Annotated in this window: 16 protein-coding genes and 1 tRNA gene; 13 read left to right on the top strand and 4 right to left on the bottom strand. The window is 70.1% G+C overall.

From position 1 onward, the window contains the following. Nucleotide 1: 1 nt before the first annotated feature. Nucleotides 2–1,888, bottom strand: coding sequence for an LPXTG cell wall anchor domain-containing protein (locus tag J9315_RS14120; protein ID WP_211978097.1), 1,887 nt, complete (start codon nt 1,886–1,888; stop codon nt 2–4). A gap of 370 nt (nt 1,889–2,258) precedes the next feature. On the opposite strand from J9315_RS14120, the gene J9315_RS14115 reads away from it, so the two are divergent. Both J9315_RS14115 and J9315_RS14110 read left to right on the top strand, forming a co-directional pair. Continuing rightward, a complete protein-coding gene (locus tag J9315_RS14115; protein WP_249120910.1) occupies nt 2,259–3,956 on the top strand; it encodes a PrsW family intramembrane metalloprotease in 1,698 nt (565 codons plus the stop codon). Further along, complete coding sequence (locus J9315_RS14110; protein ID WP_198500576.1) at nt 3,953–5,143, top strand: MarP family serine protease; 1,191 nt, start codon at nt 3,953–3,955, stop codon at nt 5,141–5,143. The genes J9315_RS14115 and J9315_RS14110 overlap by 4 nt, the downstream gene beginning before the upstream one ends. 13 nt (nt 5,144–5,156) lie before the next feature. On the opposite strand, the gene J9315_RS14105 is transcribed toward J9315_RS14110, so the two are convergent. The 3 genes from J9315_RS14105 to upp form a co-directional block, all read right to left on the bottom strand. Beyond that, nucleotides 5,157–6,098 carry an endonuclease/exonuclease/phosphatase family protein gene (locus tag J9315_RS14105; RefSeq protein WP_211978096.1) on the bottom strand — a complete coding sequence of 314 codons (942 nt, stop codon included), beginning with the start codon at nt 6,096–6,098 and terminating at the stop codon, nt 5,157–5,159. A gap of 72 nt (nt 6,099–6,170) precedes the next feature. After that, a complete protein-coding gene (locus tag J9315_RS14100) occupies nt 6,171–6,932 on the bottom strand; it encodes a winged helix-turn-helix domain-containing protein (RefSeq protein ID WP_198500578.1) in 762 nt (253 codons plus the stop codon). A 235-nt stretch (nt 6,933–7,167) separates the two neighbouring features. After that, nucleotides 7,168–7,806, bottom strand: a complete 639-nt coding sequence (gene upp / locus J9315_RS14095; protein ID WP_198500579.1) for a uracil phosphoribosyltransferase — start codon at nt 7,804–7,806, stop codon at nt 7,168–7,170. 60 nt (nt 7,807–7,866) lie between these two features. Here upp and J9315_RS14090 point away from each other — a divergent pair, with 60 nt between their 5' ends. The 11 genes from J9315_RS14090 (at nt 7,867) to gcl (ending at nt 20,576) form a co-directional block, all read left to right on the top strand. After that, nucleotides 7,867–8,424 carry a tRNA adenosine deaminase-associated protein gene (locus J9315_RS14090; RefSeq protein WP_211978095.1) on the top strand — a complete coding sequence of 186 codons (558 nt, stop codon included), beginning with the start codon at nt 7,867–7,869 and terminating at the stop codon, nt 8,422–8,424. A 59-nt stretch (nt 8,425–8,483) separates the two neighbouring features. Then, the gene (locus tag J9315_RS14085) at nt 8,484–8,921 is read left to right on the top strand and encodes a nucleoside deaminase (RefSeq protein ID WP_211978094.1); all 438 of its coding nucleotides are present in this window, start codon (nt 8,484–8,486) and stop codon (nt 8,919–8,921) included. Between the two features lie 58 nt (nt 8,922–8,979). Further along, nucleotides 8,980–9,070: transfer RNA gene (locus tag J9315_RS14080), tRNA-Ser, on the top strand. A gap of 250 nt (nt 9,071–9,320) precedes the next feature. Further along, complete coding sequence (locus J9315_RS14075; protein ID WP_232623839.1) at nt 9,321–10,802, top strand: NCS2 family permease; 1,482 nt, start codon at nt 9,321–9,323, stop codon at nt 10,800–10,802. 193 nt (nt 10,803–10,995) lie between these two features. Then, nucleotides 10,996–12,441, top strand: coding sequence for an FAD binding domain-containing protein (locus J9315_RS14070; RefSeq protein ID WP_211978093.1), 1,446 nt, complete (start codon nt 10,996–10,998; stop codon nt 12,439–12,441). Further along, the gene (gene xdhB / locus J9315_RS14065) at nt 12,438–14,783 is read left to right on the top strand and encodes a xanthine dehydrogenase molybdopterin binding subunit (RefSeq protein WP_211978092.1); all 2,346 of its coding nucleotides are present in this window, start codon (nt 12,438–12,440) and stop codon (nt 14,781–14,783) included. Before J9315_RS14070 ends, xdhB begins: the two co-directional genes overlap by 4 nt. Continuing rightward, nucleotides 14,780–15,565 carry a xanthine dehydrogenase accessory protein XdhC gene (gene xdhC, locus J9315_RS14060; protein ID WP_349251966.1) on the top strand — a complete coding sequence of 262 codons (786 nt, stop codon included), beginning with the start codon at nt 14,780–14,782 and terminating at the stop codon, nt 15,563–15,565. The genes xdhB and xdhC overlap by 4 nt, the downstream gene beginning before the upstream one ends. Nucleotides 15,566–15,605: 40 nt before the next feature. Continuing rightward, nucleotides 15,606–16,892, top strand: a complete 1,287-nt coding sequence (gene guaD, locus J9315_RS14055) for a guanine deaminase (protein WP_211978091.1) — start codon at nt 15,606–15,608, stop codon at nt 16,890–16,892. 113 nt (nt 16,893–17,005) lie between these two features. After that, entirely contained in the window at nt 17,006–17,806 is an 801-nt protein-coding gene (locus J9315_RS14050) for a TIM barrel protein (protein ID WP_211978090.1), read from the top strand. Further along, the gene (locus tag J9315_RS14045) at nt 17,803–18,780 is read left to right on the top strand and encodes a 2-hydroxy-3-oxopropionate reductase (RefSeq protein ID WP_282959878.1); all 978 of its coding nucleotides are present in this window, start codon (nt 17,803–17,805) and stop codon (nt 18,778–18,780) included. The genes J9315_RS14050 and J9315_RS14045 overlap by 4 nt, the downstream gene beginning before the upstream one ends. Continuing rightward, nucleotides 18,780–20,576, top strand: coding sequence for a glyoxylate carboligase (gcl, locus tag J9315_RS14040; protein WP_211978088.1), 1,797 nt, complete (start codon nt 18,780–18,782; stop codon nt 20,574–20,576). Before J9315_RS14045 ends, gcl begins: the two co-directional genes overlap by 1 nt. The last annotated feature ends 31 nt before the right edge of the window (nt 20,577–20,607 follow it).

Here is a 20,607-nt window from a genome sequence, read left to right as displayed (position 1 = left end):
CTCATCGTCTCCGCCGACCGGTGACGAGCAGCGTCGCCGCTCCCACCCCGATGAGGACGATGCCGGCGCCGATGAGCAAGCCATGGCCGGTCGCTCCCGTTCGCGGCAGCTCTGAGACAGGGCCCGGGGCCTGAGGCCGGTCCGCGACCGGAGTCGTCGGGGGAGAGCTCGGCGGCACAGGTTCCTCCGAGGGCACAGGTTCCTCCGGTGGCGCCGGCTGCTCCGGGGGCGAGGGCGCGGTCGGGGGAGGACTCGCGGTGCCCTCCGCCACCCGTTCCACGGTCTCGGCGGGGATGCCCCATTCGCTCGTCCAGCCGCGGTGGACGTCGTCCTCGGCAATCGTCGTCACGAACGTCACCCAGCCGACGGGCATATCGATCGGCTCCGTGCTCACCGTCGCGCTGCCCTCCTGATCGGCGACGACGGTGATGTCCTGGGCGGCGATCTCGGTGCCCGACGGTGTCGCCGACTGCTCCGGTTCCTCGTCGGTGCGATAGGCCGTGACCGTGAGCCTCGCCTCGGCGCCGGGCCGCAGCCCGGTCACCGCGACCTCGTCGGTCACGGTGTCGCCGTCGAGCCGGGCCTGGGTCTGCGCTGTCGGGGTCCACGGGGTGAAGCCCGTCTCCTTCGGCTGGCCGTGGATGCCCGTCCACTCCCTCGTCGAGTCGTCGGCGGCGATGGTCTCGGTGAAGTAGACCCAGCCGCGGAAGTCCGCGGGGATCCGAATGCCGGGGGACTCGTGGGTGCCGTTGCCGACGTCCGCCGACGTCACGGATCCGACCACCTCGGCGTCGTCGTTCCTCTTCCCCACCTCCGGCTTCGACGTCGTCGCCCACAGCTCGTGGACGACGTCGACGGTGTGGTCGCCGATGAGACCGGACACGGTGAACGTGTCGGTGACCGTGTCCCCGGGGGAGGGGTTCGCCTCCGAGATCTCCGTGACCACCCGCGGCTGCGAGGTCAGGTCGACCTCGGCGGAGTCGGTGAGCGTGATGGGTTCGCCCGGGGTGATGACCCGCTGCACCCGGGTGCCCGACGTCGGCTCGTAGAGGGCGACGGTGTCCGGGGCGACGCTCGCCGAGGCGCTCACCCTCACCGTGCCCGGACCCTCGGCGGTCAGCGTCGTCGTCGCCGGAGCCGTCCCGCTCGTCAGACTCGCCGGGCCGTCGGCGCCGGTGACCTCGAGCGTGATCGGCACATCGGGCACCGCGGTCCCCGACGCCGTCGTCAGGGCGGCGGTGAGCGTGACCCGGTTCGTCGTCGGGAACGACGGCGTCGGGTCTGCGGGGGCGCGAGCGAAGTCCCCCTCGCCCGCGGCATAGGGTTCGAGGATGGGGATGTCGAGGACCGGTTCGAGCGCGATGGTCAGCGTGTAAGGTCCTGCCATCCGCTTCGCCTCGGCCATGATCGTCTCGTACTGCTGCGCGGCCCCCTCGAACTCCGCACCGAGGTCGCCCGGCTCCTGCGGCGGGACCGTGTGATCGTGGTCGATGCGCTCATCGGTCCGGGCGATCGCGCTCAGCGCCGCCTGCACATCGGGATCCGGTGAATCCGCGTACGTCGCCAGCGCCCACGCCGTGACCGGCGCCGTGACCTCCTGCGCCGTCGCGTCGGCGAAGAACTCCGGCAGCGGCGACTGCTTCCCCGCGTCGATGCAGTACGCGAACGTGTCCGGGAACGTCCGATACGCCCCGTACCAGGTCTTTCCCTCGGGCGCTTCGTGCCAGATCCCGGGACCGTAGGCGTCGGCGCTGCTGAGCATCGGCACCTCGCCGAGCTCGGCACTCGCCCCGTGCGCGGGCCCGGGGGAGAGCCCGGCGCAGGAGAGGACGGCGACGATGAGGAGGACGAGGACGGACAGGGGCGTGGGTCGTCTGCGAGTTTTCATGCCCCGATTGGACGCCCCACGACAGAGTCCTGACCAGACCCCGACAACCCCCTGTGGAAACCGGTGCCGGCGTCCACAGGAGAATGAGCGCGAGTCGACAAGGCAGGTTCACGGCTGGGGACGCGAGTCGGCGGCGCGGCCGGGCGCGGCCGGCGGGCTCCTCAGCCCTGCAGAATCGGGCAGCGACGACGGCACGGCCCTCCCGCCTCGGTGCCGGGAATCCACAGTCAGATGCACGCAAGTGACCGGTGCCGGCTGTTGCTGAACGGACACGTCGCTTTAGGGTGCGTGTCAGTGTTCGACCGTAGACTGATGGGGCAGTCAACGCTCTGAACAGCGGCTTCGAGCGCCCCATGGAGAAGGACGGACTATGTCGGAACAGGTCGGCCCAGGACAGGCGGGCTCGAACCAGGGCCCCGGCCCGCACGGGAACGGCCCGCACGGGAACCGCCCGCACGGGAATCCGCAGCCCGGACCGCGGCAGGCGATGGGCCCGCAGCAGTTCCCGGGACGACCGCCGATGGCAGGCCCGCCGATGGCAGGCCCGCCCGTGGTCGGGCCGCCGATGGCAGGACCGCCCGGTTTCGTCCGGCCGCCCCAGGTCGACCCGCGGCGCAGCGATGAGCGCTTCCGCCCGCGCCCGCAGGAGGAGCAGCGCCCGCAGGAGGAGCAGGCCCGACGCCCGCAGCAGCGCCGCGGCGATCCCGCCGGTCGACCCGTCTATCCCGGCCCCCCGGTCCACCACAGGCAGCCGGTCGGCTCGCAGCCGGGGATTCCGCACCCGGGGCAGGGACCCCGCCGAGTCTACGAACAGCCGCGCTTCGCCCCGACCGTGACACAGGAGATGCGGGTGCGCGCGTCGATGCAGACCCCCGATCACCGGGTGTCGGAGACCCCGTGGACGGGAGCGGTGCGCCGCACCCAGCCGCCCGAGGAGCCCGGTTCGACGACGAACGTCGTCCGGCTCGCGATCGCGATCCTCGCGCTGTGCGCCCTCGTCTTCGGCCTCCTCGTCATGGCCGTCGCCGGCGGCTTCCAGTTCGGGGCCAGGCTCTTCGCCCTCATCGGGCTCTCGGCGATCCCGCTCGTCGGGATCATCGCCTACGTCCTGTGGCTCGACAGGTGGAAGCCGCAGCCGAAGATCCTCCTCGGCCTCTGCCTCCTCTGGGGCGCGGTCGCCTCGGTCATCCTCACCCTCTTCGTCTCCCTCGTCGGCGAGGTCGCCCTCTTCCTCGTCGGGGTCGGCGAGATGCCCGACGTCTTCGCCACCGTCGTGCAGGCCCCGATCGTCGAGGAGACGATGAAGACCTCCCTCCTCGTCGTCCTCGTCCTCGCCGCCCGCCGGCACTTCGAAGGCCCCCTCGACGGCCTCGTCTACGGTGCCCTCATCGGCGCGGGCTTCGCCTTCACGGAGAACATCCTCTACCTCGGCACCGCATGGCAGGAGAGCACCTCGGGGCTGTGGGTCACCTTCGTCCTCCGCTGCCTGTGCTCGCCGCTGCTCCACACCGCGTTCTCGAGCTGGGCGGGGGTGACGATCGGCTTCGCCGCCCGCAAGTGGCCGTGGTGGGCCGTCGTCCTCATGTGGCTGCCCGGACTCTTCATCGGCATGTGCCTCCACGCGATCTGGAACGGGTCGATGACCGGCCTCCAGCTCATCAGTCCGATCGCCCAGATCGTCGGACTCATCGTCCTGAGCTTCATCCTCACGACCTGCTGGGTCGTTCTCGGGCTGCTGCTGCGCCGCAGCGAGCGCCTCCACACGCTCAACATGCTCGGCGACTACGCGAACTCCGGGTGGCTCTCCCACGCCGAGGCGGACATGCTCGGCACGTGGAAGGGCCGGAAGTCCGGCCGCCGGTGGGCCAAGTCGTTCCCCGGCGGCAAGGCGGAGATGGCTGAGATGATCCGGCTCGCCGGGAAGCTGTCGACGACGCGCATGCGCCTGCTCGCCGGCATCGGCGGCGGTCGTGAGAAGGAGATCGAGAACTTCGAGCTCCGCGAATTCGCCGGAGCCCGCGACCGGCTGCTCGCCGCCTCCCGCGGCGAGGCGAAGGCCGTGTCATGATCATCGTCGACATCATCATCGTCCTCCTCGGCATCGGCGCCCTCTTCGCCGGATTCCGGCAGGGCTTCGTCGTCGGACTGTGCACGGTCGTCGGCTTCGTCGTCGGGTGGATCGCCGGACGGCTGCTCTCCCCGCTCGTCGAGAACCTCTCCGCCGGCACCTCGGCGATGGAGAATCCCGGCGTCGTCGCGCTGCTCGCGGCGATGCCGCTCGTGCTCAGCGTCCTCTTCGCCTTCGCCGGCAACGGGATCGGCACGTGGATCAAACGCGCGATGGACTCCGAGCTCGGGCAGGGCATCGACGCGATCGGGGGCACCGTGACCGCTGGCGTCGTCTACGTCCTCGTCATCTGGCTCGCCGCCGGCTTCATCCGCGCCACCCCGCTCGTGGGGCCCAACCAGTGGGTCGCCGACTCCGGCGTCATCGCCGCGATCGACCGGACGATCCCGTACTCCTCGCAGAGCGCGCTCGGCGATCTCGCCTCGACCCTGCGGGCCACGGGCTTCCCGCAGGTCTTCTCCGGGCAGACCGAGGAGATCCGCGGGGTCGGCGAACCCGACGCCGACATGGTCGAGGTCGGACGCAGCGTCGAGGAGTCGGTCGTGAAGATCACGACCACCACGACGACGTGCCGGGCCGGCTCCGAGGGCTCCGGCTTCGTCTACGACGACGGGCTCGTGGCGACGAACGCCCACGTCATCGCCGGATCGACGAGCCTCGCCGTGCAGGTCGGCGGGACCGGGCGCCCCTATTCCGCCGAGGTCGTCGAATTCGATCCGGAAGCCGACGTCGCCGTCCTCCGGGTCCCCGAGCTCGACGCTCCCGCCCTCGAGTTCGGCAGTCCGCTCGGACCCGGGGACGACTCCGTCGTCGTCGGCTTCCCCGCCAACGGCCCCTACACGATCTCCCCGACGCGGGTGCGCGAGCAGATCAACGCCCGCGGCCTCGACATCTACGACCAGAGCAGCGTCGTGCGCGACGTCTACTCGCTGCGCGGCATCGTCCGCGAGGGCAATTCCGGGGGACCGCTCATCGACTCCGGCGGCAATGTCGTCGGCATGGTCTTCGCCCGCTCGGCCACCGACGAGGAGACCGGCTACGCGCTCACCCGCGCCGAGATCCGCGACGAACTCCAGGCCGGCGCGGCGAACACGACCCCGGTGCCGACGGGACAGTGCACGAGCTGAGCCCGCGCGCAGCTCAGGCGAGATCGAGCCCGGCGATGACCGCGCGGTGGTCGCTCGTGCCCTCCCCGAGGACCCTGTCCGAGGTCGCGGTGAACCCGCGGTAGAGGATGTGGTCGAGGCGGGTGACGGGGAACTGCGCCGGCCACGTGAAGCCGAAGCCCCCGCGCGCCTCGACGCGGGTGTCCTGAAGCGGCGGGACGAGCTCGTCGAAGTTCCGATCCGTCGACGCGGTGTTGAAGTCGCCGGCGACGATGATCTGCTCCGCGTCATCGCCCTCGATGACGGTCGAGAGCCGGCGCAGAGCGGCGTTGCGCATTCCCTCCTGGCCCGGCCGCACCGAGGGCATGTGGACGGCGTAGAACCGGATGTCGCCGTGATCGGTGGCGATCGTCGTCGCGAAGGCGCGCGGCCACTGCAGTCCGAGGTCGATCTCCTCCGGCGTCGACATCGGCCACTTCGACCACACGCCGAGGGTGTCGATGACCTCCGAGTGGGCGAACGAGGCATTGAGCTCGTCCTGGATGATCTGCCCGGACAGTGACGCGAGCTCCTGCATCGTGACGATGTCGGGATCGGCGGCGACGATGTTCTGCGCCGTGGCCGTCGGCTCCGGCAGGCGGGCCCCGACGTTCTGCGTGGCGACGGTGAGGTCCGGGGTGCCGGCATCGCGCGCCGGCAGGAGCGGACCGCCGAACATCACGCCCCACACGAGCGCGGGGACGACCACGCCGATGACCGAGAGCACGGAGAACCGGAAGAGCATCATGAGCAGGACGAGCCCGATGATGATCCCCGTCCACGGCAGGATGCTCTCGACGAGCAGGGCGATGCCGCCGCGGGCGGGCAGCAGCTCGTGGAGGACGAGGAACGCGGCGTAGAGAAGGCCGAGGACGAGTGCGGTGATGCCCTTCGCGGACTTCCGTGCGCGAGCGGGCCGGGAATATGGCTGATTCATCGATTAGGAATCCTAACCGCGAACCCTGGCCTCCTGCTGGACGGGCCGTGCGACGTGCGTCTCAGTGCTGGTTCACCGATGGGCGGTGGCCGACCACACGGTGACGTCGGGATGCGTGTCGTAGCGGTAGCCGGCGCCGCGCATCGTGCGGATGACCGAGGAGTGCTCGCCGAGGCGGCGGCGCAGACGGCGGATGTGGACGTCGACGGTGCGCTCGTCCGGTTCCTCGGCCCCCGACCACACGGCGGCGATGAGGGCCTCGCGCGGCAGCGTCTCATCGGCATGGGAGACGAGGGTGGCGAGGAGGTCGAACTCCTTCGTCGTGACATCGACGAGATCGCCGTCGATGCGGACCTCGCGGCGCGGGATGTCGATGCGCAGACGCTCGGCGGGTCCGGCCTCGGTCTCGCGCAGGGTCGGCGGATGGATGCGGTTGGGAATCCGGGAGCGCACCGGGCCGTGGCTGCCGGCCGGGGTTCCCGACGCGGCGGGGGAGCCGTTGGCGACGGCGCGCACGGCGTCGATGTCGCTGCCGCGGCCCTCGGGGGCCAGGGCGATGACGGCCTGGGTCTCGGCCTGGGAGGCGAGTTCCTTCGCGTACGCCTGGAGCTCACCGGCGATCGCGGAGAGGTTCGTGCCGTCCGCGGCGGCCTTCGACTCGTCGAGGCCGATGTAGACGATGATGCCGCGCGCCGCCTTCGGCGAGGGCACGACGCCGGAGGGGCCGTAGGTGTGCGGCGGGTTCTGCGGGTCCACGGCGCTCAGCCTGGCACCGGCGCGACGCACCGCGACAGCGCTGCGGGGGTGGACGTAGTTCGGTTCGGGATTCGGCATGTCTGTCCTCTGGGTGATGCGATGGAGTCCGCTGCGCGACGTGTCTGCACTCGTTCGCAGCCGGACAGCGGAAGGGCGATCACCGACGACGAACGCAGGGCATACACATCGATGCCGCGCGCATTCGCGCTTCGTGATTCGCAGAGGTCATGCCTTCATTATTCGTCACATGCGCGCACCCGGGCAAAGGATCGCCGGGTTCTGAGACGAGTGTGACGTTTTGTGACGCGTTTGCTCAGTCGACGATGCCGTACATCCGGTCGCCGGCGTCGCCGAGGCCGGGCACGATGTAGCCGAGCTCGTTGAGGCGCTCGTCGAGGGCGGCGGTGTAGATCTCGACGTTCGCCGAGGCCCCGTAGTCGCGTTCGATGCGCTCGACGCCCTCGGGTGCGGAGACGAGGCAGACGGCGGTGACGTCGCGGGCGCCGCGGGCGAGCAGGAAGTCGATGGCCATCGCCAGGGTCCCGCCGGTGGCGAGCATCGGGTCGACGACGAAGATCTGACGTCCGCTGAGGTCGTCGGGGAGGCGATCGGCGTACGCGGTCGGCTCGAAGGTCTCCTCGTCGCGGACCATCCCGAGGAAGCCCACCTCGGCGGTGGGGAGGATGCGCAGCATCCCGTCGAGCATGCCGAGGCCCGCGCGCAGGATCGGGACGACGACGGGACGGGGTTCGGCCATCCGGGTCCCGGTGAACGTCGCCACCGGGGTCGTGACCTCCCGGTCCTCAACGGCCAGGGACCTGGTCGCCTCGTAGGCGAGCAGCATGACGAGCTCCTCGGTGAGCTGCCGGAAGCGCGCGGAGTCGGTGTTCTCATCTCGGAGAACGCTGAGCTTGTGGGCGATGAGGGGGTGGTCGGCTACGTGAAGGCGCATACTCAGATGGTACGGGAATCGGCTGTGGTGAAAGCCGGGGGAAGAGTCCACAATGGAGTCATGTCCTACTTCACTGAGATCCTTGCCGAGTCGAGCGACGGCTTCCGCGCTCTCGATGTCGACGTCCGCGACGCCACGGACCTCGACAGCCTTGTCGACATGATGCGGAGTGCGGGAACCGATGACGGGGAGGCCGTCGCCGTCATCGAACACGAGGACGAATGGTTCGGTCTCGTCCGCCTCGCCGCGGACAACGAGGTCAAGGTCTTCATCTCGGATCTCGGCGCCGTCGAGCTCAGCCCGTTCGCGGAGATCTTCGCCGACTACCTCGACTCCCCGGACGATGCGTACGAAGCCGAACCCGAGGAGGAGTTCGGGCTCGATGCGGAGGAGCCGGACGCCGATGACGAGGACGACGACGTCGAGGACGAGGTCGAGATGCTCGACTTCGACGGCGACGGCGAATGGGGCGGCGACGCCGACATCTTCGCCGACCGCGGACTCGCCCCCGCCGACCTCATCGAGCAGGTCGAGAAGTACCCCTCGGATCCGGCGCGCGTCGTCGCCCACGTCGGGGAGACCGTCGGCTTCGCCGATCAGCTCGAGGCCGCACGCTGAGCCACGACACCCGTGCCGATGAGCTCGGCTTCGGCGGGCATCCGCACTTCTCCGCGTGGATGGCCCTCGCCCTCGCCGAGGCGGCCCGGGCACCCGCGCACGACGACGTTCCCGTCGGGGCCGTCGTCCTCGACTCCGAGGGTCGGGTCATCGGGACCGGCCACAACCGGCGGGAGGTCGACGAGGATCCGCTCGGCCATGCCGAACTGCTGGCCCTGCGGCAGGCCGCCGCGACGACCGGGCGGTGGCGCCTCGACGGGTGCACCCTCGTCGTCACCCTCGAGCCGTGCGCGATGTGCGCCGGAGCGCTCATCGGCGCCCGGGTCGCCCGCCTCGTCTTCGGGGCCTTCGACGAGAAGGCCGGAGCAGTCGGGTCGGTGTGGGATCTGCCGCGCGATCGGGCGGCACTCCACCACCCCGAGGTCTACTCCGGGGTGCAGGAGAGCGCGGCGGCGGCCCTGCTCAGCGACTTCTTCACGGCCAAGCGGGGGACGTGACCGCACTCACCCCGATCCGATTTGGCCCGCTCCCGGCACCGACTGTATTGTTGTCGGCGGTGGCGTGTCCGAGCGGCCGAAGGTGCAACACTCGAAATGTTGTGTACGGTAACCCCGTACCGTGGGTTCAAATCCCACCGCCACCGCCAATGAAAACCCCTGGTCAGCCGGGGGTTTTCGTGTGTCCGGGCCCGTCACGGCCAGGGTCTCGAATGGGTTGCACTTCGCCTGTGACGATTGACACACCGACCGTGAGACGCGAGACTGTCGGGATGAAATAGAAATATTTTTCCGCATCATGGAAGGATATTTCTCTTTCGTTGCGCACGTTCAAGGCGCAGGGCTGCGACGACGATGTCACAGCCGACCAAATCGAACAGTTTGAGGTGGTCCATGACAATGGCAGACAAAGAAGTGTCGAACGACGACCAGCGGCAGGACACGGACGCCGCCGCCCGCAGCTCGGGCGCACTGGACAGATTCTTCGAGATAACCAAGCGCGGTTCCTCGGTCAAGCAGGAGATCCGCGGAGGCATCGTCGCCTTCGTCGCGATGGCCTACATCGTCGTGCTCAACCCGCTCATCCTCGGCGGCTCCGCCGACGTCGCCGGCGGCACGCTCGACTTCGCTCAGCTCACGGCCGTCACCGGGCTCGTCGCGGGACTCATCACGATCCTCTTCGGCGTCATCGCCAAGCTGCCGTTCGCGCTCGCCGCCGGCCTGGGGATGAACAGCTTCCTCGCCGTCTCCGTCGTCCAGGAGGTGACCTGGGCCGAGGCGATGGGACTCGTCATCATCAACGGCATCATCATCGTCCTCCTCGGCGCCACCGGCATCCGCACGGCGATCTTCAACGCGGTTCCCCACGCGCTCAAGATCGCCATCACGGTCGGCATCGGCCTCTTCATCGCGTTCATCGGGTTCGTCAACTCCGGCTTCGTCACCCGCACCCCGGCCGGTCCGCCCGTGCAGCTGGGACAGGACGGGTCGATCACGTCGCTGCCGACGCTCGTGTTCATCGGCGCCCTCATCCTCATCGGCGTCCTCGTCGCGCGGAAGGTGCCCGGCGGCATCCTCATCGGCATGATCGTCGCGACGATCGCCGCGATCATCATCCAGGCGTTCGCGAAGCTCGGCACCGTCGGCGACCCGGTCAACCCCGACCCGGCCGGCTGGAACCTCAGCGCACCGCAGCTGCCCGACCAGATCGTCGCGCTGCCCGACTTCGGGCTCATCGGCGCGTTCGACCTCTTCGGAGCCTTCGAGCGCATCGGCGTGCTCGCTGCGACGATGCTCGTCTTCACCCTCGTGTTCACGAACTTCTTCGACGCGATGGGCACGATGACGGGTCTGGCCCGCAGCGCGGGACTCCAGACGAAGGACGGCATGTTCCCCCGCATCCGCAGCGCCTTCGTCATCGAGGGCCTCGGCGCCGTCGCCGGCGGTGGCGCGTCCGCCTCGTCGAACACGGTGTTCGTCGACTCCGCCGCCGGCATCGCCGAAGGCGCGAGAACCGGACTGGCCGCGATCGTCACCGGTGTACTCTTCCTCCTCTCGATGTTCTTCGCCCCGCTCATCGGCGTCATCCCGATGGAGGCCGGCGCCGCCGCCCTCGTCGTCGTCGGCGCCATGATGGTCACGCAGATCCGCGAGATCGACCTCAGCGACTTCCGCACCTCGCTGCCGGTCTTCCTCACCATGGTGACGATGCCGCTGACCTACTCGATCGCCAACGGCATCGGCGTCGGCTTCATCTCGTGGGCGCTCATCCACGCGTTCAGCCGTCGCGGACAGCACGTCCACTGGCTGCTGTGGATCGTCTCCGCCGGATTCGTCCTCTACTTCGTTCGCGGCCCCATTTCGGCTATCTTGGGAGGATGAGCATTGTGACGGAGCACACCGCGTGGGGGAAGGGACAGATCGCCCACGGCGACTGACGCCCGCGGGGCGATGACGCCCCGCCGACCGCTCTCCGCTGCTGTTCGCATGGATAACCAGAAGTCTCGGAGAGCCAGCGCAACTGTTCCAACCATGCACTGTGCGCCTCCTCGCTGAGGCGCAGGAGGTGAGTGCGATGTCAGCGTCGACCACAGAACGCTCGGCCTGTCGGATCTCGGTCAACGGCACCGATCGCGACTTCGACGGTCCCACCCATACCAATGCCCTCGACTTCCTCCGCGGCGAGGGCCTGACCGCAGCCAAGGAAGGCTGCGCGGAAGGCGAATGCGGAGCCTGCGCGATCCTCATCGCGCGACCCGACGGCGACGGCACGACCCGCTGGACGTCGGTGAATTCCTGTCTCCTGCCGGCCGCGGCCCTCGACGGCCAGGAGGTCATCACGGCCGAGGGACTCTCGGCCGGTGACCACATCCACCCCGTCGCCGAGGAGATGGCCGTGCGCGGGGGATCCCAGTGCGGCTACTGCACACCCGGCTTCATCTGCTCGATGGCCGCCGAATACTACCGCCCCGGACGGGAGGAGTTCGATCTCCACGCGCTCTCGGGCAACCTCTGCCGCTGCACCGGATACCGTCCGATCAAGGACGCCGCACAGGCACTCGGCACCCCAGAGGCCACCGACACCCTGGCCGCCCGGATGGCCGACCCCGCCCCCGCCTCGGCGCCCACCGATCTCCACCGCCCCGACACCCCGACCGGGGAGCTGGGCCGCTATCGCCGCCCCGCCGACCTCGCCGAGGCGCTCGGCATCCTCGCCGACGACCCCGACGTCCTCCTCGTCGCCGGCGCCACCGACTGGGGTGTCGAGGTCAACATCAAGGGCGTGCGCGCGAAGTCGCTTCTCGCCATCGACCGGCTGCCCGAGCTGCGCGGCATCCGGCGCACCGCCGACCACATCGAGATCGGCGCCGCCCTGACCCTGAGCGAGGTCGAACGCGGACTCGCCGGCAGCGTGCCGCTGCTCGGCAAGCTCTTCCCGCAGTTCGCCTCCCGCCTCATCCGCAACGGGGCGACGATCGGCGGCAACCTCGGCACCGGATCGCCGATCGGGGACACCCCGCCGGCCCTCCTCGCCCTCGAGGCCGAGCTCGTGCTCGCCTCGCGCGACGGTGAGCGCACCGTGCCGCTCGCCGACTACTTCACCGGCTACCGGCAGACCGTGCGGCAGCCCGGCGAACTCATCTCCGCGGTGCGGATCCCCCTGCCGCTGACACCCCTGACGTCGTTCCAGAAGATCGCGAAGCGGCGCTTCGACGACATCTCCTCCGTCGCGATCGGCTACGCCGTCGACGTCGTCGACGGGGTGGTGGTCAAGGCCCGCATCGGCCTCGGCGGAGTGGCCGCGACACCGCTGCGGGCCCGGGCGACGGAAGCCGAGCTCGAAGGCCGGCCCTGGACGCTCGAGACCGTCCACGCGGCGGCGGAGACGCTCGCCGCGGAGGGCACGCCGATGGACGACCACCGGGCGAGCGCGCAGTACCGCACGGCGATGCTCCGCTCCTCCCTCGAGCGGTTCTACGCCGAACAGCTCGCCGCGATGACCGAGGAGGCCGGACGATGAGCCAGCTGTCCCAGCGCCCCGCCGACCCCGTCGTCGGCGAGAGCCACCACCACGAAAGCGCGTTCGGCCACGTCACCGGCGCCGCCCTCTACACCGACGACCTCGTCGGGCGCCTGACCGGCGTCCTCCACGCATTCCCGGTGAGGTCCGAGCACGCGCACGCGCGCCTCGACTCCCTCGACACCGCACCCGCCCTCGCGGTGCCCGGGGTCGTGCGGGTCATCACCGCCGCGGACATCCCCGGCGTCAACGACCAGGGCGTCAAACACGACGAGCCGATGCTGCCCGTCGACGAGATCATGTACTTCGGCCAGCCCCTGGCCTGGGTCCTCGGAGAGGACCTCGAAGCCGCGAAGGCCGGAGCGCAGGCCGTCACCGCCGAGGTCACCCCGCTGCCGTCGCTCGTCACCGTCCCCGAGGCGATCGCCGCCGGCAGCTTCCACGGCATCCAGCCGACGATCGACAAGGGCGACGTCGACGGGGCCTTCGCCGACGCCGCGCACGTCTTCGCAGGAGAGTTCGAGTTCGCCGGCCAGGAGCACTTCTACCTCGAGACCCAGGCCTCGCTCGCCCACGTCGACGAGAACGGCCAGGTCTTCATCCAGTGCTCGACCCAGCATCCGACGGAGACCCAGGACATCGTCTCCCATGTCCTCGGGATCCCCGCCAACGAGGTGACCGTCCAGTGCCTGCGGATGGGCGGAGGATTCGGCGGCAAGGAGATGCAGCCCCACGGCTACGCCGCCCTCGCCGCCCTCGGCGCGAAGCTCACCGGCCGCCCCGTGCGGCTGCGGCTGAGCCGCACCCTCGACATCACGATGACCGGCAAGCGCCACGGCTTCCACTCGACCTGGCGGATCGGGTTCGACGACGACGGGCGGATCCTCGCCCTCGAGGCGACGCTCACCGCCGACGGCGGGTGGAGCCTCGACCTCTCCGAACCCGTGCTCACCCGCGCGATGTGCCACATCGACAACGCGTACTGGGTGCCCAACATCCGCGTCCACGGACGCATCGCGAAATGCCACAAGACCTCGCAGACGGCGTTCCGCGGGTTCGGCGGACCGCAGGGGATGCTCGTCATGGAGGACATCCTCGGCCGCGTCGCCCCGCAGCTGGGCATCGACGCCGCCGAGCTGCGCCGACGCAACTTCTACCAGGCCGGACAGGACACCCCGTACTACCAGCCCGTGCGCCATCCCGACCGGATGGAGGCGTGCTGGGATCAGGTGCTCGCCGCCGGCGACGTCGAGACCCGGCGGGCGGAGATCGCCGAGTTCAACGCCGCCCACGACGACGTCAAGCGGGGGCTGGCGATCACGCCGGTGAAGTTCGGGATCTCCTTCAACCTCACCGCCTTCAACCAGGGCGGGGCCCTCGTCCTCGTCTACAAGGACGGCTCCGTCCTCGTCACCCACGGCGGCACGGAGATGGGGCAGGGCCTGCACATGAAGATGCTCCAGGTCGCGGCCACGAGCCTCGGGGTCCCGCTGTCGACGGTGCGGCTCGCGCCCACGCGCACGGACAAGGTCCCCAACACCTCGGCGACGGCGGCGAGCTCCGGCTCCGACCTCAACGGGGGAGCCGTCAAGGACGCGTGCGAGCAGATCCTCGGTCGGCTCAGGCACGTCGCCGCGGGCCTCCTCGGGGCGCCCGCCCACGAGGTCGAGATCAGCCGCGGCATCGTCAGCGCCCTCTCGTCGGCGAAGACGATCACGTGGGAGGAGCTCATCAACACCGCGTACTTCCAGCGGATCCAGCTCTCGGCCTCCGGCTTCTACCGCACCGAGGGACTCCACTGGAACCTCGCGGAGATGCGCGGGGAGCCGTTCAAGTACTTCGCGTACGGGGCGGCCGTCAGCGAGGTCGAGGTCAGCCGCTTCGACGGCTCGTACACGCTGCGCCGCGTCGACATCGTCCACGACGTCGGGGATTCGCTCTCCCCGCTCATCGACCTCGGCCAGATCGAGGGCGGCTTCGTCCAGGGCGCCGGGTGGCTCACGCTCGAGGACCTGCGCTGGGACGACAGCGACAAGCCCAGCCGCGGACGGCTGGCGACGCAGGCCGCGAGCACGTACAAGATCCCGAGCTTCTCCGAGATGCCCGAGGTCTTCAACGTCGCGCTGCTGGAGAAGGCCCATGAGGAGGGCGCGGTCTACGGCTCGAAGGCCGTCGGCGAACCCCCGCTCATGCTCGCGTTCTCCGTCCGCGAGGCCCTGCGGGAGGCCGTCGGCGCCTTCGGGGCCCCGGGCACCGTCGTCGAACTCGCATCCCCGGCGACCCCGGAGGCCGTGTTCTGGGCACTCGAGGCCGTCCGCTCCCGGGAGCCCGTGCCGTCATGACCTGGATGGACACCGCAGCCGAGCTTCGCAGCGCTCGGGTGCCGGCCGTCCTCGTCACCCTCGCCTCGGTCCGGGGACACGCCCCCCGGGAAGCCGGCGCGAAGATGATCGTCTCCGCCGATGACCTCTTCGGGACCATCGGCGGAGGCAATCTCGAGATGACGGCCGTCACCCGTGCCCGCGCACTCCTCGACGGCGGGGAGAGCGAACCCGAGATGCTCAGCCTGCGGCTCAACGACAAGGCCCCGGCGCAGTACGGGCGGCAGTGCTGCGGGGGAGAGGTCACCCTCCTCCTCGAACCGCTGCCCGTGCCCGCCGTCGTCGCGATCTTCGGGATCGGCAACATCGGGCTCGAACTCACCCGCATCCTCGCCCGCCACGACATCGACCTCCATGTGTCCGATTCGCGGCCAGAGCAGCTGAGCGAACTCGACCATCTCGAAGCCCCGGTGGCCGCCGTGACCCGCCACTTCGCCGTCGTCGGCGAAGAGGTGCTGATGAGCCTGCCCGCCGGCGCGCACGTGCTCATCATGACCCACGACCACGCCGAGGACCTCCACCTCTGCGCCGCCGCGCTCACGCGCGGAGACCTCGGCTCCATCGGCCTCATCGGCTCGAGCGCGAAATGGCAGCGCTTCCGCCGGGCCCTCCAGACCGAAGGGCATGCGCCCGAGGCCGTCGACACGATCATGTGCCCGATCGGCCTGCCCGCAGTCAGCGGCAAGCGCCCGGCGACGATCGCCGTGAGCGTCGCCGGCGACCTGCTCAGCCGCCTGCCCTGACCCGATCCATTCCACCTTCCAGACTTCAGGAGTCCACCCCATGCAGATCTTCCGTGCCCGCATCCTCGACACCCCGACCGATCCGTTCACCGGCGGCACCCTGCGCAGCGACGCCGATGTCGCGCTCGTCGTCGACGCCGGCCGCATCGTCGCCCGCACCGACTTCGCGACCGCGCGGGAGCGCCACCCCTACGCCGAGGTCGCCGACCTCCGCTCAGGGGTCCTCCTGCCCGGGTTCGTCGACACCCACGTCCACTACCCGCAGGTCCGGGCGATCGGCCACCTCGGCAAGCCGCTCCTCGACTGGCTCGACGAGGCGGCCCTCCCCGAGGAGTCGAAGCTCGGCGACGACGCCTACGCCCGTGCCGTGGCCCACGAGTTCCTCACAGGCCTGACCTCGGCGGGGACCACCTCGGCGATGGTCTTCGGATCGCACTTCGCCTCCGCCGTCGACATCCTCTTCGCCTCCGCCGCCGAGGTGGGGCTGCGGATGACGACGGGACTGGTCACCAGCGACCGCAACCTCCCCGAGGTCCTCCTCACCGACGTCGACCGCTCGGTGACCGAGAGCCAGGAGCTCATCGACCGCTGGCACGGGAGAGGGCGGCTGCGCTTCGCGGTGACCCCGCGGTTCTCCTTCTCCGCGGGACCCGAGCTGCTCGCCGCCGGCGGCGGTCTCGTCAGGGACAACCCGGGCATCTGGGTGACCTCCCACCTCAACGAGAACCGCGACGAGATCACCGGGGTCGCAGAGATCCACCCCGAGTCCCGCGACTACCTCGACACCTACGATCGGGCCGGGCTGCTCGGCGCGCAGACGATCCTCGCCCACAACGTCCACCCCACCGACCGGGAGCTGACGCGGATGGCCGAGGTCGGAGCGGCGGCCGCGCACTGCCCGACGTCGAACTCCGCCCTCGCGAGCGGGTTCTTCCCGCTGCGCCGCCACCTCGACGCCGGAGTGAGGGTCGCGCTCGGCTCCGACGTCGGCGCCGGCATCGGGTTCTCCCTGCTCAAAGAGGGCGTGCAGGCGTACTTCATGCAGCAGCTCGACCCGGCCGGGGGAGTCCCGCTGACGTCGACGCACCTCCTTCACCTCGCCACCTCGGCCGGGGCCGCAGCGCTCGGACTGGACGCCGAGGTCGGCGACCTGTCGGTGGGCAAGCGCTTCGACGCCGTGTGGATCGACCCCACGGCCGGGCAGCCGCTCGACGTCGGCATCGCGCATGCGGGCTCCGATGAGGACGCGCTCGCGAAGATCTTCGCCCTCGGCACCCCCGCCGACGTCTCCCGCGTGTGGATCGACGGCGAGCTCGTCAAGGGCTGAGTCTTCGGTGCAAGGGTCTTGACTCTCCGCGCCGACGATGCGTATGCTGATTTCATCCAACGGAAACTAACTTCCGTAATACGGAAACTCGCAGAGTCGCGAAGGAGACCCCGATGTCGTTCGACTTCACTCAGGCAGACAGCTACATCCTCAACTGCTCCACCCTGCTCACCGAACTCCCGGTGCTCGAGCGCGCCCAGGCGGCGAAGGACGCAGGCTTCGACAAGGTCGAGTTCTGGTGGCCCTTCGACGGCAACCCGACCCCGAGCCAGGACGAGGTCGACGCCTTAGTCGCCTCGCTCGAGGACGCCGGGGTCGAGCTCAAGGGGCTGAACTTCTGGGCCGGCGACATGGCCGGCGGCGACCGCGGGATGATCTCGATCCCCGGCGCGCAGGCCGACGTCGCCGCGAACGCGGCCATCGTCGCCGAGATCGGCCGCCGCACCGGCTGCCGGGCGTTCAACGCCCTCTACGGCCTCCGAGTCGACGACTCGAGCCCGGAGGAGCAGGACGCCGTGGCACTGGAGAACCTCGCCGTCGTCGCCGCCGCGGTCGAGGGCACCGTCCTCGTCGAGCCGATCTCCGGGGCCGAGGCCTACCCGCTCAAGACCGCGGCCGAGGCCGCCGCCGTCGTTGACCAGGTGCGGGCCGCAGGCACGGAGAACATCGCCGTCCTCGCCGACTTCTACCACCTCGCCGTCAACGGCGACGACGTCGCCGCGGCCATCGAGACCGGGGCCGCGAGCTTCGGACACATCCAGATCGCCGACGCCGAGGGCCGCGGGGCACCGGGCACCGGGCAGCTCCCGCTCGAGGCGTGGATCGCCCGCTCCCTCGAGCTCGGCTACTCCGGCGGCATCGCCCTCGAGTACAAGCAGGACCGCGATACCGCCTTCGCGTGGCTCGCCCGCTGACCCATCGACTACGACCAGTAAGGACTTCCATCATGAGCACAACAATCGGATTCATCGGACTCGGCATCATGGGACTGCCGATGGCGAAGAACCTCGTCAAGGCCGGCTTCACCGTGCGCGGCTACAACCGCACCCCGGCGAAGGCGCAGGAGCTCGCCGCCGCCGGCGGTGAGGCCGCGGACTCGATCGCCGAGGCGGTCGCCGGCGCCCAGTTCATCATCACGATGGTCCCCGACTCACCCGATGTCGAAGCCGTGCTCACCGGCGACGACGGCATCCTCGCCGCCGCCGACGCCGGTGCGACGTGGATCGACTTCTCGACGATCCGTCCCGATGTCGCCAAGGATCTCGCCGCGCAGGCGAAGGAGGCGGGCCTCAAGCCGCTCGACGCTCCCGTCTCCGGCGGCGAGCCCGGCGCGATCGACGGCGTGCTCTCGATCATGGTCGGCGGCGAGGAGGCCGACTTCGACGCCGCCGCGGACGTCTTCGACGCCGTCGGCAAGACGATCGTCCGCGTCGGACCCTCGGGCTCGGGGCAGACCGTCAAGGCCGCGAACCAGCTCATCGTCGCCGGCAACATCGGACTCCTCGCCGAAGCGGTCGTCTTCCTCGAGGCCTACGGCGTCGAGACCGCCTCCGCGCTCCAGGTCCTCGGCGGCGGTCTCGCCGGATCGAAGGTGCTCGAGCAGAAGGGGCAGAAGATGCTCGACCGCGAGTTCGCCCCCGGCTTCCGCCTCGCGCTGCACCACAAGGACATGGGCATCGTCACCGCCGCCGCCCGCGAGGCCGGCGTGGCGATCCCGCTCGGCGCCGCCGTCGCCCAGCTCGTCGCCGCCACCGTCGCCCAGGGCAACGGCGGCCTCGACCACTCCGGTCTCCTCACCGTCGTCGAACAGCTCTCGGGTTCGGGCGACACCGCCGCGGACGACACCGCCGCGGCGCAGGAGACCACGGCTCAGGAAGGGGCGGCGTGATGACGAGAATGCGCGCAGTCGACGCGATCGTCCTCATCCTCGAAAAGGAGGGCGCGACCGAGACCTTCGGCCTGCCCGGTGCCGCGATCAACCCGCTCTACTCGGCGATGCGGGCCCACGGCGGCATCCGCCACACGCTGGCCCGCCACGTCGAGGGCGCCTCGCACATGGCCGACGGCTACACCCGGGCAGCGGCCGGCAACATCGGCGTGTGCCTGGGCACCTCGGGCCCGGCCGGCACGGACATGATCACCGGACTCTACGCCGCGGCCGCTGACTCCCAGCCGATCCTCTGCATCACCGGGCAGGCGCCGGTGGCCGTGCTCGACAAGGAGGACTTCCAGGCCGTCGACATCGCCGCGATCGCCGCACCGGTGACGAAGATGGCGAAGACCGTCCTCGAAGCCGGTCAGGTGCCCGGCGTGTTCCAGAAGGCGTTCCAGCTCATGCGCTCGGCCCGCCCCGGACCCGTCCTCATCGACCTGCCGATCGACGTCCAGCAGACGGAGATCGACTTCGACATCGACACCTACGAACCGCTCGGGGTCGACAAGCCGGCAGCCACCTCGGCGCAGGCGGAGAAGATCCTCGATCTCATCGCCGCGGCGAAGCACCCGCTCATCATCGCCGGCGGCGGGATCATCAATGCCGATGCCGCGGATCGCCTCGTCGAATTCGCCGAGCTCACCTCGATCCCCGTCTCGCCGACGCTCATGGGCTGGGGGACGATCCCCGACAGCCACCCGCTGGCCGCCGGCATGGTCGGCATCCAGACGCATGTGCGCTACGGCAACGCCTCGTTCCTCGACTCCGACCTCGTCATCGGCATCGGCAACCGGTGGGCCAACCGCCACACCGGCGACCTCGCCGTCTACCGCAAGGGTCGGACGTTCGTCCACATCGACATCGAGCCGACGCAGATCGGGCGCGTCTTCGCGCCGGACTACGGCGTCGTCTCCGACGCCGGTGCCGCCCTCGACGCCCTGCTCGCGGCCGCGCGGGCACGCACGGGCGCCGCGGCGCTGCCGGACTTCACGGAGTGGGCCGGCCAGTGCACGGCGCGGAAGGCGACGGAGCACCGGAAGACGAACTACACGGAGAAGCCGATCAAGCCGCAGCGCGTCTACCAGGAGATGAACGCGGCCTTCGGCGAGGACGTCACGTACGTCTCGACGATCGGGCTCAGCCAGATCGCGGGCGCGCAGATGCTCCACGTCTACCGGCCCCGGCACTGGATCAACGCCGGCCAGGCGGGTCCGCTCGGCTGGACGGGACCGGCGGCGCTCGGCGTCGCGAAGGGCAAACCGGGGGAGACGGTCGTCGCGCTCTCCGGCGACTACGACTTCCAGTTCATGATCGAGGAGCTCGCCGTCGGGGCGCAGCACAAGATCCCCTACGTCCACGTCGTCGTCAACAACTCCTACCTCGGCCTCATCCGGCAGTCGCAGCGCGGATTCGAGATGGACTATCAGGTCTCGCTCGCCTTCGACAACATCAACGCCTCCGGGGAGTCCGCGGGCTACGGCGTCGACCACGTCGCCGTCGCGCAGGGGCTCGGCTGCAAGGCGCTGCGCGTCGAGGACCCCGAGCTCATCGGCGAGGGTCTGCGGGTGGCCAAGGAGCTCATGGAGGAGCACCAGGTGCCCGTCGTCGTCGAGATCATCCTCGAGCGCGTCACGAACATCTCGATGGGTCTCGCGCTCGACGCGATCAACGAGTTCGACGTCCTCGCGCAGACCCCGGCCGATGCCCCGACGGCGCTCACCCCGCTGAGCGAGCTCGTCGCGGCGAAGTGAGGAGCACCGCACCGGTGCTTCGGTATACCAT

The organism is Brevibacterium sp. W7.2, assembly GCF_018137945.1.
Lineage (GTDB): Bacteria > Actinomycetota > Actinomycetes > Actinomycetales > Brevibacteriaceae > Brevibacterium > Brevibacterium sanguinis.
The sequence above is the reverse complement of the archived record's forward strand: the minus strand, read 5'-3'. Positions and strand labels throughout refer to the sequence as shown.

Excerpts from the sequence above, each read along its gene's own strand:
- J9315_RS14120 (WP_211978097.1), bottom strand. The coding sequence starts at position 1,888 with ATGAAAACTCGCAGACGACCCACGCCCCTGTCCGTCCTCGTCCTCCTC.
- J9315_RS14115 (WP_249120910.1), top strand. The coding sequence starts at position 2,259 with ATGTCGGAACAGGTCGGCCCAGGACAGGCGGGCTCGAACCAGGGCCCC.
- J9315_RS14110 (WP_198500576.1), top strand. The coding sequence starts at position 3,953 with ATGATCATCGTCGACATCATCATCGTCCTCCTCGGCATCGGCGCCCTC.
- J9315_RS14105 (WP_211978096.1), bottom strand. The coding sequence starts at position 6,098 with ATGAATCAGCCATATTCCCGGCCCGCTCGCGCACGGAAGTCCGCGAAG.
- J9315_RS14100 (WP_198500578.1), bottom strand. The coding sequence starts at position 6,932 with ATGCCGAATCCCGAACCGAACTACGTCCACCCCCGCAGCGCTGTCGCG.
- upp (WP_198500579.1), bottom strand. The coding sequence starts at position 7,806 with ATGCGCCTTCACGTAGCCGACCACCCCCTCATCGCCCACAAGCTCAGC.
- J9315_RS14090 (WP_211978095.1), top strand. The coding sequence starts at position 7,867 with ATGTCCTACTTCACTGAGATCCTTGCCGAGTCGAGCGACGGCTTCCGC.
- J9315_RS14085 (WP_211978094.1), top strand. The coding sequence starts at position 8,484 with ATGGCCCTCGCCCTCGCCGAGGCGGCCCGGGCACCCGCGCACGACGAC.
- J9315_RS14075 (WP_232623839.1), top strand. The coding sequence starts at position 9,321 with ATGGCAGACAAAGAAGTGTCGAACGACGACCAGCGGCAGGACACGGAC.
- J9315_RS14070 (WP_211978093.1), top strand. The coding sequence starts at position 10,996 with ATGTCAGCGTCGACCACAGAACGCTCGGCCTGTCGGATCTCGGTCAAC.
- xdhB (WP_211978092.1), top strand. The coding sequence starts at position 12,438 with ATGAGCCAGCTGTCCCAGCGCCCCGCCGACCCCGTCGTCGGCGAGAGC.
- xdhC (WP_349251966.1), top strand. The coding sequence starts at position 14,780 with ATGACCTGGATGGACACCGCAGCCGAGCTTCGCAGCGCTCGGGTGCCG.
- guaD (WP_211978091.1), top strand. The coding sequence starts at position 15,606 with ATGCAGATCTTCCGTGCCCGCATCCTCGACACCCCGACCGATCCGTTC.
- J9315_RS14050 (WP_211978090.1), top strand. The coding sequence starts at position 17,006 with ATGTCGTTCGACTTCACTCAGGCAGACAGCTACATCCTCAACTGCTCC.
- gcl (WP_211978088.1), top strand. The coding sequence starts at position 18,780 with ATGACGAGAATGCGCGCAGTCGACGCGATCGTCCTCATCCTCGAAAAG.